This window comes from Cupriavidus sp. 2SB, assembly GCF_005503625.1.
Classification (GTDB): domain Bacteria; phylum Pseudomonadota; class Gammaproteobacteria; order Burkholderiales; family Burkholderiaceae; genus Cupriavidus.
Genome location: NZ_SCMX01000048.1, coordinates 14546 through 29721, shown reverse-complemented (window position 1 = coordinate 29721; position 15176 = coordinate 14546). Strand labels below are relative to the sequence as shown.

The window sequence follows — 15176 nt, the reverse complement described above, 5'->3', positions numbered from 1 at the left end:
TAGGCGGACGTCCCCGTTCTTCCTGTCCCCGGCGTCCGGGGGCGGACAAATTTACTTCAGCGCTTCAACGTAACGCTGCGCGTCGAGCGCGGCCATGCAGCCCGTGCCCGCGCTGGTGATGGCCTGGCGATACACATGATCCTGCACGTCGCCGGCGGCAAACACGCCCGGGATGTTCGTGGCGGTAGCGTCGCCCGACAGGCCGCTCTTGGTCACGATGTAGCCGTTTTTCATCTCGAGCTGGTCCACGAAGAGATCGGTGTTCGGCTTGTGGCCGATCGCCACGAACAGGCCGGCGAGCTTCAGGTCTTCCGTCTTCGTCGTGTCCTTGGTGCTGCGGATGCGCAGGCCGGTCACGCCCGAGTTGTCGCCCAGCACTTCGTCCAGCGTGTGGTCGTAGCGCAGTTCCACGCGGCCTTCCTTCACGCGTTGCAGCAGGCGGTCCACCAGGATCGGCTCGGCACGGAACTTGTCGCGGCGGTGGATCACGGTCACCTTGCTGGCGATGTGCGACAGGTAGAGCGCTTCCTCGACAGCGGTATTGCCGCCGCCGATCACGGCCACTTCCTGGTTCTTGTAGAAGAAGCCATCGCAGGTGGCGCAGGCCGACACGCCGCGGCCCATGAAACTTTCTTCGGACGGCAGGCCCAGATACTGTGCCGAGGCGCCCGTGGCGATGATCAGCGCATCGCAGGTGTACTCGCCGGAATCGCCAATCAGGCGGATGGGCTTTTCGGTCAGCTTGGCCGTGTGGATGTGATCGAAAATGATTTCGGTGTTGAAGCGCTCGGCGTGCGCCAGGAAACGCTGCATCAAGTCCGGTCCCTGGACGCCGTTAGCATCGGCGGGCCAGTTTTCCACGTCGGTCGTGGTCATCAGCTGGCCGCCCTGGGCCAGGCCGGTGATCAGCACCGGGTTCAGGTTGGCGCGGGCCGCGTAGACGGCGGCGGTATAACCAGCCGGGCCGGACCCGAGAATCAGCACTTTTGCGTGTTTTGCGGACATGATGCGTTCCTGTAGGCAGCAGATGAGCCGGTGCGATGGTCGCACCGGTGTCATCGGAAACCGCCATTATAAGTGGCACGGCGTTTGCCGACTGTTGCAAATTCCAATGAGTGCGATAGTGCCGGCCAAGGGTAAAATGGCCGCCATCCTCCACTCCGAGCGATCGACTGAAACCTGAGGCATGGCGCGCGCAACCACGACTACCCGAACCGACCCGTCGGCACTTCCCTCGCGAATCGGCAAGCTGCTGGGCGAGGTACGCTGGTTCCTGCTGCTCGCCGTGACCCTTGGCTTCGTCTGCGTTCTGGCGAGCTACAGCAAGGCCGATCCCGGCTGGTCGCATGCCAGCCAGGTGGCGGATATCCACAACCTCGGCGGCCGTGTGGGCGCCTGGGTGGCCGATGTGCTGTTCTTCATTTTCGGTTTCTCGGCTTACTGGTGGAGCGTGCTGCTGATGCGCCGCTGCTGGCGCGGCTGGCGTGTGCTGACCGCCGAACTGCCCGAGCGCCTGCCCGAACCGCAGCAGCACAGCACCGCCGTGAGCTGGATCGGCTTTGCACTGACACTCGTTTCCAGCATGGGCCTGGAAGCCATCCGCATGTATCCGCTGCGCTCGGCCTTGCCGCGCGCGCCGGGCGGCGTACTGGGCGACCTGCTCGGCGGCTGGCTGCAACTCGCGCTGGGCTTCTCCGGCGCCACGCTGCTGCTGTTGCTGATGTTTGCGATTGGCCTGTCGCTGTTCTTCCATTTCTCGTGGATCGCCGTGGCAGAGCAGGTCGGCGCGTTCGTCGAAACGGGCTTCGCCGGCTTCAAGGCGCGTCGTGAAAACAAGCAGGACCGCATCATCGGTGCCGCCGCCAAGGTGGAACGTACCGAGACGGTGGAAGTGCAACGCGTGAAGCAGGAAGAAGCCGCGCCGGTGCAGATCGTGCGTCCGCAGGCCGTGCCCAAGCACGAACGTGTGGAGCGCGAGAAGCAGCAGCCGCTGTTCGCCGATATCCAGGATACGGACCTGCCGCCGCTGTCGCTGCTCGATCCGATTCCGACGCAGCAGGAAACCGTCAGCGCCGAGACGCTGGAATACACGTCACGGCTGATCGAGAAGAAGCTCAAGGACTTTGGCGTCGAGGTCAAGGTCGTGGCCGCCTATCCGGGTCCGGTCATCACGCGCTACGAAATCGAGCCGGCCACGGGCGTGAAGGGCAGTCAGGTGGTGAACCTGGCGCGCGATCTGGCGCGGAGCCTGTCGCTGGTGTCGATCCGCGTGGTTGAGACGATTCCCGGCAAGAACTACATGGGTCTGGAACTGCCGAATCCGAAGCGCCAGACTGTGCGGCTTTCGGAAATCCTCGGTTCGCAGGTCTACAACGAGAGCGTGTCGAGCCTGACCATGGCGCTCGGCAAGGATATCGCCGGCAAGCCGATGGTGGCCGACCTCGCCAAGATGCCGCACTGCATGGTGGCCGGCACCACGGGTTCGGGCAAGTCGGTGGGCATCAACGCGATGATCCTGTCGCTGCTCTACAAGGCGCGCGCGGATCAGGTCCGCCTGATCCTGATCGACCCCAAGATGCTCGAAATGAGCGTCTACGAAGGAATTCCGCATCTGCTGTGCCCGGTGGTGACCGACATGCGCCAGGCCGGCAACGCGCTGAACTGGGCCGTGGGCGAGATGGAGCGCCGCTACAAGCTCATGAGCAAGCTCGGCGTGCGCAACCTGGCCGGCTACAACAAGAAGATCGACGAGGCTGCGGCCAAGGAAGAGAAGATTCCGAACCCGTTCAGCCTGACGCCGGACGCACCGGAGCCGCTCGACAAGCTGCCGACCATCGTCATCGTCATCGACGAACTGGCCGACCTGATGATGGTGGTGGGCAAGAAGGTCGAAGAACTGATTGCGCGGATTGCCCAGAAGGCGCGTGCCGCAGGGTTGCACCTCGTGCTGGCCACGCAGCGTCCGTCCGTGGATGTGATCACCGGTCTGATCAAGGCCAACGTGCCGACCCGCATCGCGTTCCAGGTCAGCAGCAAGATCGATTCGCGCACGATCCTGGACCAGCAGGGCGCCGAAGCGCTGCTGGGCATGGGTGACATGCTTTATCTGGCGCCGGGCACGGGCATGCCGGTGCGGGTGCACGGCGCGTTTGTCTCGGATGATGAAGTCCACCGCGTGGTCGAGAAGCTCAAGGAGGGCGGCGAGGCCAACTACATCGAGGGCATTCTCGAAGGTGGGCTGGTCGACGGCGATGGGGCTGGCGACAGTCTCGGCGGTGGCGCCGGTATCGGCAGCAGCGGCGGCGAGGCCGACCCGCTCTACGACCAGGCGGTGGAAGTGGTGGTCAAGAACCGCCGCGCTTCGATCTCGCTCGTGCAGCGCCATCTGCGCATCGGCTACAACCGCGCGGCGCGTCTGCTGGAAGACATGGAGAAGGCCGGTCTGGTCTCGGCCATGTCGGGCAACGGCAATCGCGACATCCTGGTGCCGGCCGGCGCCGGTGCGGGCAGCGACGACTGAGCGTCTCCCACATTGTCATGTGACGGGTAATATACCGTTACGCCGGTCACAGCCTGTCGCGGAATTGATGATCCGCGACACGCTCTAACCCGTCATTCGCGACTCATAAAGGATTGGATTCCATGCGAACTCGCATCCTCGCGCCGCTGTGCGCGACGCTGGCGTTGCTTGCCGCCGTGCCTGCCGCTCAGGCCGCTGCGACCGACCAGTTGCAGACCTTCGTGACCACCGTGAAGTCCGCACGCGGCGAGTTCACGCAGAAACAGATCAAGGGGCAGGGCGCCGATACCAAGGTAGCCGGCACCTCCAGCGGCACGTTCGCCTTCGCGCGGCCCGGCAAGTTCACCTGGCGCTATACCAAGCCCTACGACCAGCTGCTGCAGGCCGATGGCCAGACGCTGTACATCTACGACAAGGACTTGAATCAGGTCACCGAGCGCAAGCTCGATGGCGCGCTGGGATCGAGCCCGGCGGCCATCCTGTTCGGCAGCAACGATCTGGGCAAGAACTTCGACGTGAAGAATGGCGCTACGCGTGACGGCGTGGAGTGGCTTGACCTGACCCCGAAGGCGAAGGACACGCAGTTCGAGCGGATCGCCATCGGCTTCAAGGGCGGTAATCTGGAGGCGATGGAATTGCGCGATGCGTTCGGCAACACGACGATGCTGACGTTCACGGGCATCCAGAAGAATCCGCCGCTGCCTGCGGACGCGTTCCGCTTCACGGTGCCGAAGGGCGCCGACGTGATGAAGCAATAAGCGCATCTGGCGAATCAACGCCGCGCCAAGGACACCATCGATGAAAGACGCCCCCGCTTTCCTGTATTCCTGCCGCACGTTCGTGGCATCCGGCAGTGCCGTGGCCGCCGCACTGGTGCTGGCCGGCTGCGCAACCAGCCATGCCAGCCGGTTCGACGTGGACGCCTTCCTGCGCGGCTCGGATACCGCGCTGCCCGAAGTGCTCGCCAATAGCGACTTCCTCCAGGCCACGCGCATTGCACCGACGGAATGCGCCGCGCTGCTGCAATCTCCCGACAGGGGAGCATTGGAAGACCTGCCCGCCGCCAGCCTGGCGCGCGGACCAGCCTGGGTGTTTCACCCGAAGGGAACGCCGGACAAAGTCTGGCTGATCGTGGGTCAGACGGGGGGAGAGCGCAGCTGCCACGGCCCGCTGCCGGCCGATGCAGTGAAGACACTGACCGAACGGGCGCGCGGCTGATTGCTGCTGGTGATGCGGAGGGGGGATCTACCCCGCCAGTGATTCGCGCGCGTAGCGCTGGCGCGGTTTCGGCAGTGCCTGCAGTTTCTCGCGGCGGATACGGATCGCTTCCTCGTCGCCGCGCTTGATGGCGGCGCGCAGTTTCAGCACCGCTTTCCGATACTGCTTCTTCTTGCGTACGCGGGTGGTGATGGCCATGGCAGTGATGTCCTCCTGTCATGCCGGCGCCAAATGCCGGCTGCCTGCCATGGTAAAGGATGACAAGGCGGGGTGGCGCGCCGGTTTCCGCATTCGAAAGAATTCAGATCGCCTTGCCATCCCGCTCATGCGGCGGCGCAGCATCGGTGCGCCGCCCGCCATGCGGCAGGTTGCATCAGGTCAGGAAGCGCCGGTTGTCGTTCTCGGAGTATCGCGGCTCGATCTTGCGGAACGTGAGTTTGGTGCTGCTCTTGAGCTTGCGCCCCGCCGTCTTTTTCTGAAGCTGGCGATGCACGGCCCGGATGTGGCCTACGGAGTCCTGCGCGTAGGGTTTGCCGTCAGTGGCACCCGCCAGCCCGCCCCCTGCAGCTAGTGCTTCATTGTGAGCGGCGGCTGATTTTGCGATCAGTACATCGAGATACTGCCTCGCGCGCACGGCGGCGTTGAGGTGGCCGTCGGCGGGGTTCTGCTTGGCGCGCACCGCGTCCTGCGGCAGTTTTACATTGCCCGCCACGCGACGGAGGGCGGCGCGCAGTTCGGCGCCATCCATGGTGGCTTCCTGCACGATCCAGATGGCGTCGTGTCGAATCCAGCCTTCCACATCGGCCATGCGTTTAAGCAGCGCTGCCGGGAGCAGGCGTCCACCGTGGCGGCGGGTGCGGCGGATGGCGGACAGGCCAATGCGGCGCACATGCGGATTCTCGTGTTCGAACAGGTCCTCGATGACCCGGTCGGCGTCTTCCTGCGATTCGATCAGTTCCGTGAACTGGCCGGCCAGCGACACCTCATCCACGGCGTTGAGCTTGTTCTTGTTAGCCAGCCGGTTCAGCTTGAACATCAGCATGCGGTAACGCAGCATACAAATCCTCGAAGTTCGAAAACAATGTCCTGCGGTGAGCCGCCGGTCGTGCCGGCGCCGAGTCTGCCCGTGTGGCGTGAAACGCGGGCCATTGGGTGCTATCGGCACATTGCAAGCAAACCTTTAGGCGGGCTTCAGGAAAAAGTGCGCGGCACGGGATGGTCTACACTGTGGCGTTCCGCGCCGCTTCGGCGGCCGCATCTACTGAAAGGCTTTCGCATCGTGGCGGATTCGCTGTTCTCCGACCCCCCTGAACGTTCCCGGCAACCGCTCGCGGAGCGTCTGCGCCCGCGCAATATCGACGAAGTCATCGGCCAGCAGCACCTGCTGGGCGCCGGCAAGCCACTGCGCGTGGCCTTTGAATCGGGCGAGCCGCATTCGATGATCCTGTGGGGGCCGCCCGGCGTAGGCAAGACCACGCTGGCACGGCTGATGGCCAATGCGTTCGATGCCGAGTTCATCGCGTTGTCGGCGGTGCTGTCGGGCGTGAAAGATATCCGCGAAGCCGTGGAGCGCGCCGAGCAATACCGCGCGCATGGCCGGCGCACGCTGGTGTTCGTCGATGAGGTGCACCGCTTCAACAAGAGCCAGCAGGATGCTTTCCTGCCTCATGTGGAAAGCGGGCTGTTCGTGTTCATCGGCGCCACCACCGAGAACCCGTCGTTCGAGGTCAACGGCGCATTGCTGTCGCGTGCGGCGGTGTACGTGCTCAAGAGCCTCGATGAAACCGAGTTGCGCCAATTGGTGCTGCGTGCGAGCGAAGAACTCGGTGGCGTGGCCTGGGACGACGAGGCCATGACGCTGATCGTCGGATCGGCCGATGGCGATGGCCGCAAGCTGCTCAACAACATCGAGATCGTGGTGCGCGCCGCGCGCAATGCCGGTGCGCAGTTGGTGGATACGGCGCTGCTGGGCAGTGCGCTGGCCGAGAACCTGCGGCGCTTCGACAAGGGCGGCGACGCGTTCTACGACCAGATCAGCGCGCTGCACAAGTCCGTGCGCGGCTCCGACCCCGATGGTGCGCTGTACTGGTTTTGCCGGATGATCGACGGCGGTGCCGATCCACGCTATCTGGCGCGCCGCATTGTGCGGATGGCGTGGGAAGACATCGGACTGGCCGATCCGCGCGCGGCCCGCATCACGCTTGATGCAGCGGAAACCTACGAGCGACTGGGCTCGCCCGAGGGCGAACTGGCGCTGGGCCAGGCGCTGATCTATCTGGCCGTGGCGCCGAAGTCCAACGCGGGCTACAACGCCTATAACGCGGTACGCGCATTCGTCGCCAAGGATAAATCGCGACCGGTGCCCGTGCATCTGCGCAATGCGCCGACCAAGCTGATGAAGGAACTCGGCTACGGTCACGCGTATCGCTACGCGCATGACGAGCCCGAAGCCTATGCCGCCGGCGAGCACTACCTGCCTGACGACCTGCGGCGCCAGGACTGGTATCAGCCCACCCCGCGCGGGCTGGAGGGCAAGATCGGCGACAAATTGCGGCACCTGCGCGATCTCGATGCGGCCTGGCATCGGGAGCAGAAGGGCGCAAGGAACCCCTCGGAAAGCGGCGACAAAGACTGAGGGTGCGGCGCCATATGGCGCTCGCCCGAGAACAACGGGACGAAAACCCGGCAGATTCGGCGCGTGCGGCCATGTGGGTGCAGTAAAATGTCGCGTTCCGCCGGCATGTCGCCGGTACTGCACACCGACCCGCAACATGCTCGACATCCAGCTGTTCCGCAAAGACATCGACGCCGTGGCCCAACGCCTTGCCACGCGCGGATTCCAACTCGACATTGCAACGTTCCAGGCCCTGGAGGCCGAACGCAAGCAACTGCAGACCCAGACCGAAGACCTGCAGGCGCGCCGTAACGCGCTGTCCAAGCAGATCGGCATGCTCAAGGGCAAAGGCGAAGACGCCTCGGCCCCGATGGCCGAAGTGGCTGGCATTGCCGACACGCTGAAGTCTTCGGCCGAGCGTCTGGGCCAGATCCAGGGCCAGCTCAACGACGCCATGATGTCGATTCCGAACCTGCCGGACGCCAGCGTCCCCGTGGGCAAGGACGAGACCCAGAACGTGGAAGTGCGCCGCGTCGGCACGCCGCGCACGTTCGATTTCGAGGTGAAGGACCACGTCGATGTCGGCGCGCAACTGGGCCTGGATTTCGAGACCGCTTCGAAGGTGACCGGTTCGCGCTTCACCTTCCTGCGTGGCGGTATCGCCCGCATGCACCGCGCGCTGGTGCAGCTGATGGTCGATACGCATACGCTGGAGCACGGCTACACCGAGATGTACGTGCCCTACATCGTCAATGCTGCGTCGATGCGCGGCACGGGCCAACTGCCGAAGTTCGAAGACGATCTGTTCAAGGTGCCGCGCAAGGTGGGTGGCGAGGACGGTCAGGACACGATCGAGAATTTCTATCTGATCCCGACCGCCGAAGTGCCGCTGACCAATATGGTCCGCGATGCCATCGTCGCGGCCGAGAAACTGCCGCTGCGTTTCGTGGCGCATACCCCGTGCTTCCGCTCCGAAGCTGGCTCGTATGGCAAGGATACGCGCGGCATGATCCGCCAGCACCAGTTCGACAAGGTCGAGATGGTTCAGGTCGTGCCGGCAGACCAGTCGATGGATGCGCTGGAACAGATGACCGGCCACGCCGAAGCCATCCTCAAGAAGCTGGACCTGCCGTTCCGCACCGTGGTGCTGTGCACGGGCGACATGGGTTTCGGCAGTACCAAGACCTACGACATCGAAGTGTGGATTCCCGCGCAGAACACGTACCGTGAAATCAGCTCGTGCTCGAACATGGGCGACTTCCAGGCGCGCCGCATGCAGGCCCGCTCGCGCGCCGCGCAAGGCAAGCCGGAACTCGTGCATACGCTGAACGGCTCGGGCCTGGCCGTGGGCCGCACGCTCGTGGCGATTCTCGAAAACTACCAGAACGCTGATGGTTCGCTGACTGTGCCGAAGGCGCTGCAACCCTACATGGGTGGCACCGAGCGACTGGAACCGGAAGCCTAAAAAATTGCAGGAAGGGGCTTGCGCAATTCGTAGCAATGTCCCTATAATCTTGGCTTCGCTGCTGAAACGCAACGACCCAGTTACCGGAGAGGTGGCAGAGTGGTCGAATGTACCTGACTCGAAATCAGGCGTACCGGCGACGGTACCGTGGGTTCGAATCCCACCCTCTCCGCCAAAACAAGAAGCTGCCGACGTATTCGACCACCGGCAAGCAACAAAAGTAGTAAATCTCAAACCGACGCCTGCGCAAGCACGCGTCGGTTTTGTTTTTGGGCGATTGATTTTTACTGTGGTTTTGCTCCCCTCTCCCGCCTTGCGGCAGAGGGGAGCAAAAAACAAGGGTTACTCGGACGCCTTTGCCACCACCGGCAACCTCGACACCAGCAACTGGTCGATCTTGTGATGGTCGATATCGAGCACTTCGAAGCGGTAGCCGGCCACGGTGATCGATTCCGATTTCTTCGGGATGCGTTTCAGCGCGTAGATGACCAGGCCTGCTGCGGTGTCGACATAGTCGTCGCCGGGCAGCGTTTCCAGTTCCAGCGCCTTCTTCAGGTCCACCAGCGGCGTGAGGCCATCCACGAGCCATGACGAGTCGTCGCGGCGCACGATCTGTTCGTCTTCGTTCGTGTAGAGGATGTCGCCCATCAGCGCGCCGACGCTGTCGTCGAGCGTGACGATTCCCACCACCAGTCCATATTCGTTCATCACGATCGCGAAGTTCTCGTGCATCTCGCGGAAGCGCGTCAGCGATTCGGATAGCGTCAGTGTGTCTGGAATCACGAGCACGTTCTTGTCGTAGTGCTTGCCGATATCGTCGAGCACGGCGGCGCTTTCGTTGGCCAGCAGCAGTTGCAGGATGGCCTTGGAGTCCATGAAACCGAGCACGTCGTCGATGCTCTTGCCGCAGACCGGATACTGGCCGTGCGGTTGCTTGACCAGCTTGCGGCGGATGCTGTCGGCGGATTCGTCGAGCGTCAGGAAGACCACGTCGTCACGCGGCGTCATGATTGCGGTGATCGGCTTCGAGTCCAGTTCGAATACGTTCTCGATCAGGTGCAACTCGTGCTTGTGCAGCACGCCGGCCTCGGCACCGGCATCGACCATTGCGGCGATGTCTTCCGTGGTGATCTGGTCCACGGGCTTGGTGGGAATGCCGAGCAGGCGCAGCATGGCGTCGGCAGCGGCATTGAAGACCCACACTACAGGCTTGAAGATCCGCAGCAGCATCAGCATCGGGCCGATGACCTGCACCGCGCAGGCTTCGGGGAATGTCATCGCGATGCGTTTCGGAATCAGGTCGGCGAACTGGATGAAGAGCAGCGTCACCACCAGGAACGAGCCGATATTGGCCACGCGTTGCGCGACCCCGGCATCCATATAGCTCAGCAGGAGTTCGTAGAGCAGGTCCGAGACGTGCTTTTCGCCGAGGATACCGGCCAGGATCGCCACGCTGTTCACGCCGATCTGCACGATCGTGAAGAAGTTGCCGGGCTCTTCCTTGAGCAGCAACACCTTGGTGGCACGGCGATCGCCGCGTTCGGAGAGGACTTGGAGTTTGGTGCGCCGGGCCGCGGTCAGGGCGATCTCGGAGATCGAGAAGAACGCGCTCGCCAGCACAAGAAGGATCAGGGTCAGGACGAACATAAGGTTTCACGCGCCGGTAGGGGCATGTCGATGATGGTGCCCCACGCCGGGGCTGTCAATTGTCTGCTCACTCGTCAAATCGAATCGATCGTCAGCGTCCCGGCGGATCAAAGTGGACCAACGATGCTGCCAGCCGATCGTCGAGCGTGGCGGCGAGCGCCCCAGCCGCAGCCGTGAACTGCGCGTGCATATCGTCGACGAGGCTCGACGCGCCGCGATGGCTCGCGCGCAGCATCTGGATCTCGAAGCCTAGTTCGGGCTGCACATCGTGCAGCGTCACGTGATCTGGATTGGCGCTCAGCGCGGTGTACTGGTCGAGCAATGTCAGGCCGAGTCCGGCATCGACCAGCGCCAGCGCGAGCGAATAGGTTTGTACTTCCAGCGTGGAGTGTGGTTCCAGCGCATGGCGTGCCAATGTCTGTCGGACTAGCAGGCCGAGCGAACTGTCGTCGTCATAGCCGATGAACGGTCGCTCCATGACCTTGCGGATCGGCACCACGCCGCGCCGGCCCGCAGGCAACGGCTGCTCGCGCGGCACGGCCAGCAGCATGCGTCCGGTGGCGACGGGTTGGCTCGTAATCGCTTCGTGCAGCGGTGGGGAAAACGCGAATCCCACATCGATCTGGTTGGCGAGCAGCGCCGCGACGATCTCGTTCGTATGGTGCGTCAGCACCTGTACCTGCGTTTCGGGGTGTCGCGCGCAGAAGCGTCGCACGGCGGGGACTAGCAGCGGATTGGCCAGGCTAGGCGTCGCGGCCACGCGCAGGCGTCCCGCGCCCTTGTGCCGCAGGCTTTCGGAAACGCGCCGTACGCGCTCGATCTCGCCATATAGCCTTTCGACATCGCCATACAACGCCACGGCTTCGGGAGTCGGCTGGAGCCTGCCGCGTTGCCGATCGAACAGACGAAAGCCCAGCGACGCCTCGGCGTGCTGTAGCACGCGCGTGACGACGGGTTGGGAGACATGGAGCAGGCGGGCGGCTTCGCTGACGGTGCCTGTCAGCATCACCGCGCGGAAGACTTCGATCTGGCGCAGGCGCATCGTTGTGGTGCCAAGTGGTGACCGCCATGGTGCGTAGGCGGAAGGCGCAATGGTGCTTTGCACTACAGGGTAGACCCGTGGTGCGCACCTATAGCTTGAGGACATATTCTGGCACGTATTGGCATTGGGCAAGCGGCCGCGTGTGTTCTACGCTCTGGCCCATCGTTTTGATGGAAAGCAGGTGCAGAGTGCGAATCGCAATCGTGGGCGCAGGTGTGGTGGGCATGACCACGGCATGGCGACTGGCCAATGACGGGCATGAGGTGACGGTGGTGGAACGGCACACCGGGCCGGGCGAGGAAACCAGCTTCGCCAACGGTGGCCAGCTCAGCTACAGCTACGTGGCGCCGCTTGCCGGCCCTGGCGTGCTGTCGAAGGTGCCGGGGTGGCTGCTGGACCGCGATTCGCCGATGCGCTTCCGTCCGTCGATGGACCCGGGCCAGTGGCGCTGGCTGATGGCGTTTGTGCGGGCTTGCAATGCATCGACCAGCGAGGCCACGACGCGCAAGCTGCTGCGCCTGGCGTTCTATTCGCGGGATCTGATGCAGGCGTTCGTGGAACGGCCCGATGCCCGCGAGGAGGGTGGCGGTTTCGATTTTGCGCGGCGCGGCAAGCTTGTGGTGCATCGCGATACCGCCGCCTACGAGTCGGCTTGCCGGCTGCTCGATTACCAAGCCAGCCTGGGATGCGAACAGCAGGCGCTGGATCGTACGGCCACGGTGGCGCTGGAGCCGGCGTTGGCCGGTATTCAGGAAGATATCGCCGGTGCGATCTACACGCCGAGCGAGGAAGTGGGCGATTGTCATCGTTTTTGCGTATCGCTGGCCCATCTGTTGCAAGGCAATCCTGCCGTGACGCTGCGCTTCGGCACGCGGGTGACCCAATTGATGCGTCAGGGTGACCGGGTAACGGGCCTGCGCACCGATCAGGGCGAGATTGCAGCGGATGCCGTCATCGTGTCGGGCGGCATCGGCAGCGTGCCATTGCTGCGTCCGGCGGGTGTCCGGCCGATGCTGTGGCCGCTGAAGGGTTACAGCATCACGGTGCCGATCGCCGATGGCGTGCAGGCTCCGCATATCAGCGTGACGGACTTCGCCAACAAGATCGTCTATGCGCGCATCGGCAACACGCTGCGCGTGGCAGGGATGGCCGATATCGTGCGCGGCGGTGCAGTCATCGATCGCGAGCGCGCGCAGACGCTGGTGTCGCAGACGCGCGCGGTGTTCGGCAATGTGGCGAACGGCGCGGACCTCGACGGCCTGCAGCCATGGGCCGGATTGCGGCCTGCCACGCCAACGGGTTTGCCGATGGTTGGCGAATCTCGGTTACGCGGGCTGTGGCTGAACCTCGGTCACGGCGCGTTGGGTTTCACGCTGGCGATGGGCAGCGCGGGTCTGCTGGCGGATCAGTTGGCTGGGCGCCGCCCGGCCATCGATGCGGAAGATTTCAGTGCAGCGGCTGCCTAGCTAGTGCGAGTGGATGGCTGCAACACGGGTTGTACTGAAGATGTGAAGAAGTGGAAGTGTGAGTGATACGCGTAGTTGATACGCCGCAGTAAATACTCGGTAGTGAGATTGCCTCGTCGTGCCATTAAACCAAGCCCCTTGAAGGAGCGAATCATGAAGTCACTGTCTGTCCGTCAATTCCCCGTCCAACGCCTGCTGGCTGCGGCCGTCCTGCTCGGTGCCGCCGCTGGCGCCCATGCCGCCGATGGCGATACGCTCAAGAAGATCAAGGACAGCAACACGATTTCGCTGGGCTATCGCGAATCGTCGATTCCTTTTTCGTATTCCGATGGCAAGGAAGTCATGGGCTATTCGCATGACTACCTGCTGGCTATCGTCGACAAGGTCAAGTCGACGCTGAACATGCCGAACCTGCAGGTCAAGATGACGCCGATCACGTCGCAGAACCGCATTCCGCTGATGCAGAACGGTACGCTCGACATCGAATGCGGCAGCACCACGAACAATACCGAGCGTCAGAAGCAGGTGGCCTTCTCGAACAGCCTGTTCATCTACGGCATCCGCATGCTGACGAAGAAGGATTCGGGCGTGAGCGACTTCCCTGACCTCAAGGGCAAGAACGTGGTCACCACGGCCGGCACCACCGGCGAGCGCCTGCTGGTCAAGATGAACGGCGAGGGCTACAACATGAACCTCACCAGCGCCAAGGACCACGGCCAGGCGTTCCTGATCCTGGAAACGGGTCGCGCCGCAGCATTCGTGATGGACGAGCCGCTGCTGTACGGCGAACGTACCAAGGCCAAGAATGCAGGTGAGTGGGTTGTGGCCGGCACGCCGCTGCAGACCGAAAACTACGCCTGCATGTTCCGCAAGGACGACGCCCAGTTCAAGAAGCTCGTGGATGATGTGGTGGCCGACATCCAGAAGAGCGGCCGCGCCGAGAAGATGTACACCAAGTGGTTCCTGCAACCGATCCCGCCGCGCAACATCAACATGAACTACGCGCTGTCGCCGGAAATGAAGCAGCTGTTTGCCGCGCCGAACGACAAGGCGTTTCAGTAAAACACCGCTCCCGCTTCTTGGCTCCCCTCTCCCGCTTGCGGGAGAGGGGTTGGGGGTGAGGGCATGCGTTCAAATTGCGACTTGTTGGTGATTGCACCGCTGTCCCTCACCCCCACCCCTCTCCCACTGACATGGGAGAGGGGAGCGCATAGCGACGGGTAACTCAGGAAGCCAGTTATATAGCCATATCGAATCATTATTTCGCTTTCGATAGTGTTTGCGGTACCTTTGAGCCCGTTATAGGCTCATAGGGCCGCCGGCCTTCCTCTAAGAGAGGAGGGGCTCGGCAAAAGAACCGCATCCTTACTGGAGAACATATGCGAACGATTCGATCGGGTTGGTTCAAGACGCTGCTGGTTACCGCACTGGTGGCGGGCGGCGTTTCCGCGACGGCAGCGCAGGCTGCCGACCTGCTGGACACCGTGAAGCAGGCCGGCGTCCTCAAGGTGGGTCTGGAAGGGACCTACCCCCCGTTCGGATATCGCGGCGCCAACAACGAGCTCGATGGCTTCGATGTCGACGTGGCGCGTGCCGTGGCCGCCAAGCTCGGCGTCAAGCCGGAATTCGTGACGACCGAATGGAGTGCGATCATCGCCGGCCTGCAGGCGGGCAAGTTTGACATCATCGTCAATCAGGTTTCCGTCACGCCGCAACGCAAGCAGGCGCTCGATTTCTCCACGCCGTATGTGTACTCCGCCGCCCAGCTCATCCAGCGCAAGGACGACAAGCGCGAGTTCGCCTCGCTCGACGCGCTCAAGGGCCACAAGCTCGGCGTGAGCCTGGGCAGCAACTACAACGAATTGGCCAAGTCGGTGCCGGGCATCGACGTGAAGACGTATCCCGGTGCGCCCGAGTACCTGCGCGACCTGGCTTCGCAACGCGTGGATGCGGCGCTCAATGACCGGTTGATGGTCAACTACCTGATCAAGCAGGCCAACTTGCCGCTGCGTCCGGGCGCAGTGCTGCCGGGTGCCAACACCGAGGTCGCCATCCCGTTCCGCAAGGACAATCCCAAGTTCGCCGCTGCCATCGACAAGGCACTCGATGATCTGCGGAAGGATGGCACGCTGACCAAGCTGTCGAACAAGTGGTTTGCCTCGGACGTGACGAAGCCGCTCAAGTAAGAAAGCAATAGTGTGTTC

13 protein-coding genes and 1 tRNA gene are annotated in these 15176 nt (G+C 63.3%); 9 read left to right on the top strand and 5 right to left on the bottom strand.

Annotated features, from left to right (window positions below):
* Nucleotides 1–51: 51 nt before the first annotated feature.
* Nucleotides 52–1005 (bottom strand): thioredoxin-disulfide reductase, encoded by a 954-nt coding sequence (gene trxB, locus FFS21_RS20745; RefSeq protein WP_137926669.1) that lies wholly within the window; start codon nucleotides 1003–1005, stop codon nucleotides 52–54.
* 181 nt (nucleotides 1006–1186) lie between these two features.
* Between trxB and FFS21_RS20740 the strand changes: the two genes are divergently transcribed.
* The 3 genes from FFS21_RS20740 (at nucleotide 1187) to FFS21_RS20730 (ending at nucleotide 4738) form a co-directional block, all read left to right on the top strand.
* Nucleotides 1187–3520, top strand: a complete 2334-nt coding sequence (locus tag FFS21_RS20740; protein WP_137926668.1) for a DNA translocase FtsK — start codon at nucleotides 1187–1189, stop codon at nucleotides 3518–3520.
* A 122-nt stretch (nucleotides 3521–3642) separates the two neighbouring features.
* Complete coding sequence (lolA, locus tag FFS21_RS20735; RefSeq protein WP_137926667.1) at nucleotides 3643–4278, top strand: outer membrane lipoprotein chaperone LolA; 636 nt, start codon at nucleotides 3643–3645, stop codon at nucleotides 4276–4278.
* 40 nt (nucleotides 4279–4318) lie between these two features.
* Nucleotides 4319–4738 (top strand): hypothetical protein, encoded by a 420-nt coding sequence (locus tag FFS21_RS20730; protein ID WP_137926666.1) that lies wholly within the window; start codon nucleotides 4319–4321, stop codon nucleotides 4736–4738.
* 27 nt (nucleotides 4739–4765) lie between these two features.
* Here the strand turns inward: FFS21_RS20730 and FFS21_RS32095 are convergent, their stop codons facing one another.
* Both FFS21_RS32095 and FFS21_RS20725 read right to left on the bottom strand, forming a co-directional pair.
* A complete protein-coding gene (locus FFS21_RS32095) occupies nucleotides 4766–4936 on the bottom strand; it encodes a hypothetical protein (protein WP_171020460.1) in 171 nt (56 codons plus the stop codon).
* A 175-nt stretch (nucleotides 4937–5111) separates the two neighbouring features.
* Nucleotides 5112–5795 carry a hypothetical protein gene (locus FFS21_RS20725; RefSeq protein WP_137926665.1) on the bottom strand — a complete coding sequence of 228 codons (684 nt, stop codon included), beginning with the start codon at nucleotides 5793–5795 and terminating at the stop codon, nucleotides 5112–5114.
* A gap of 222 nt (nucleotides 5796–6017) precedes the next feature.
* On the opposite strand from FFS21_RS20725, the gene FFS21_RS20720 reads away from it, so the two are divergent.
* The 3 genes from FFS21_RS20720 (at nucleotide 6018) to FFS21_RS20710 (ending at nucleotide 8992) form a co-directional block, all read left to right on the top strand.
* Nucleotides 6018–7373, top strand: a complete 1356-nt coding sequence (locus FFS21_RS20720) for a replication-associated recombination protein A (protein ID WP_137926664.1) — start codon at nucleotides 6018–6020, stop codon at nucleotides 7371–7373.
* Nucleotides 7374–7509: 136 nt separating this feature from the next.
* Entirely contained in the window at nucleotides 7510–8817 is a 1308-nt protein-coding gene (gene serS / locus FFS21_RS20715; RefSeq protein WP_137926663.1) for a serine--tRNA ligase, read from the top strand.
* Nucleotides 8818–8902: 85 nt separating this feature from the next.
* A tRNA-Ser gene (locus FFS21_RS20710) sits at nucleotides 8903–8992 on the top strand.
* A 167-nt stretch (nucleotides 8993–9159) separates the two neighbouring features.
* Here FFS21_RS20710 and paeA read toward each other — a convergent pair.
* Nucleotides 9160–10464: a polyamine export protein PaeA gene (gene paeA / locus FFS21_RS20705; RefSeq protein ID WP_137926662.1), complete on the bottom strand. Its 1305-nt coding sequence runs from the start codon at nucleotides 10462–10464 to the stop codon at nucleotides 9160–9162.
* A gap of 91 nt (nucleotides 10465–10555) precedes the next feature.
* Nucleotides 10556–11506 carry a LysR family transcriptional regulator gene (locus FFS21_RS20700; protein ID WP_137926661.1) on the bottom strand — a complete coding sequence of 317 codons (951 nt, stop codon included), beginning with the start codon at nucleotides 11504–11506 and terminating at the stop codon, nucleotides 10556–10558.
* 188 nt (nucleotides 11507–11694) lie between these two features.
* Here FFS21_RS20700 and FFS21_RS20695 point away from each other — a divergent pair, with 188 nt between their 5' ends.
* From FFS21_RS20695 to FFS21_RS20685, 3 genes are all read left to right on the top strand, one after another.
* Nucleotides 11695–12972, top strand: a complete 1278-nt coding sequence (locus tag FFS21_RS20695) for a D-amino acid dehydrogenase (RefSeq protein WP_137926660.1) — start codon at nucleotides 11695–11697, stop codon at nucleotides 12970–12972.
* Nucleotides 12973–13125: 153 nt separating this feature from the next.
* Nucleotides 13126–14034, top strand: coding sequence for a glutamate/aspartate ABC transporter substrate-binding protein (locus FFS21_RS20690; protein WP_137926659.1), 909 nt, complete (start codon nucleotides 13126–13128; stop codon nucleotides 14032–14034).
* Between the two features lie 317 nt (nucleotides 14035–14351).
* Nucleotides 14352–15158, top strand: coding sequence for a transporter substrate-binding domain-containing protein (locus FFS21_RS20685; RefSeq protein WP_137926658.1), 807 nt, complete (start codon nucleotides 14352–14354; stop codon nucleotides 15156–15158).
* Nucleotides 15159–15176: the final 18 nt, after the last annotated feature.

Coding starts and splice junctions, on each gene's coding strand:
- FFS21_RS32095 (WP_171020460.1), bottom strand. CDS start 4,936: ATGGCCATCACCACCCGCGTACGCAAGAAGAAGCAGTATCGGAAAGCG.
- FFS21_RS20725 (WP_137926665.1), bottom strand. CDS start 5,795: ATGCTGCGTTACCGCATGCTGATGTTCAAGCTGAACCGGCTGGCTAAC.
- lolA (WP_137926667.1), top strand. CDS start 3,643: ATGCGAACTCGCATCCTCGCGCCGCTGTGCGCGACGCTGGCGTTGCTT.
- FFS21_RS20730 (WP_137926666.1), top strand. CDS start 4,319: ATGAAAGACGCCCCCGCTTTCCTGTATTCCTGCCGCACGTTCGTGGCA.
- paeA (WP_137926662.1), bottom strand. CDS start 10,464: ATGTTCGTCCTGACCCTGATCCTTCTTGTGCTGGCGAGCGCGTTCTTC.
- FFS21_RS20740 (WP_137926668.1), top strand. CDS start 1,187: ATGGCGCGCGCAACCACGACTACCCGAACCGACCCGTCGGCACTTCCC.
- trxB (WP_137926669.1), bottom strand. CDS start 1,005: ATGTCCGCAAAACACGCAAAAGTGCTGATTCTCGGGTCCGGCCCGGCT.
- serS (WP_137926663.1), top strand. CDS start 7,510: ATGCTCGACATCCAGCTGTTCCGCAAAGACATCGACGCCGTGGCCCAA.
- FFS21_RS20700 (WP_137926661.1), bottom strand. CDS start 11,506: ATGCGCCTGCGCCAGATCGAAGTCTTCCGCGCGGTGATGCTGACAGGC.
- FFS21_RS20690 (WP_137926659.1), top strand. CDS start 13,126: ATGAAGTCACTGTCTGTCCGTCAATTCCCCGTCCAACGCCTGCTGGCT.
- FFS21_RS20685 (WP_137926658.1), top strand. CDS start 14,352: ATGCGAACGATTCGATCGGGTTGGTTCAAGACGCTGCTGGTTACCGCA.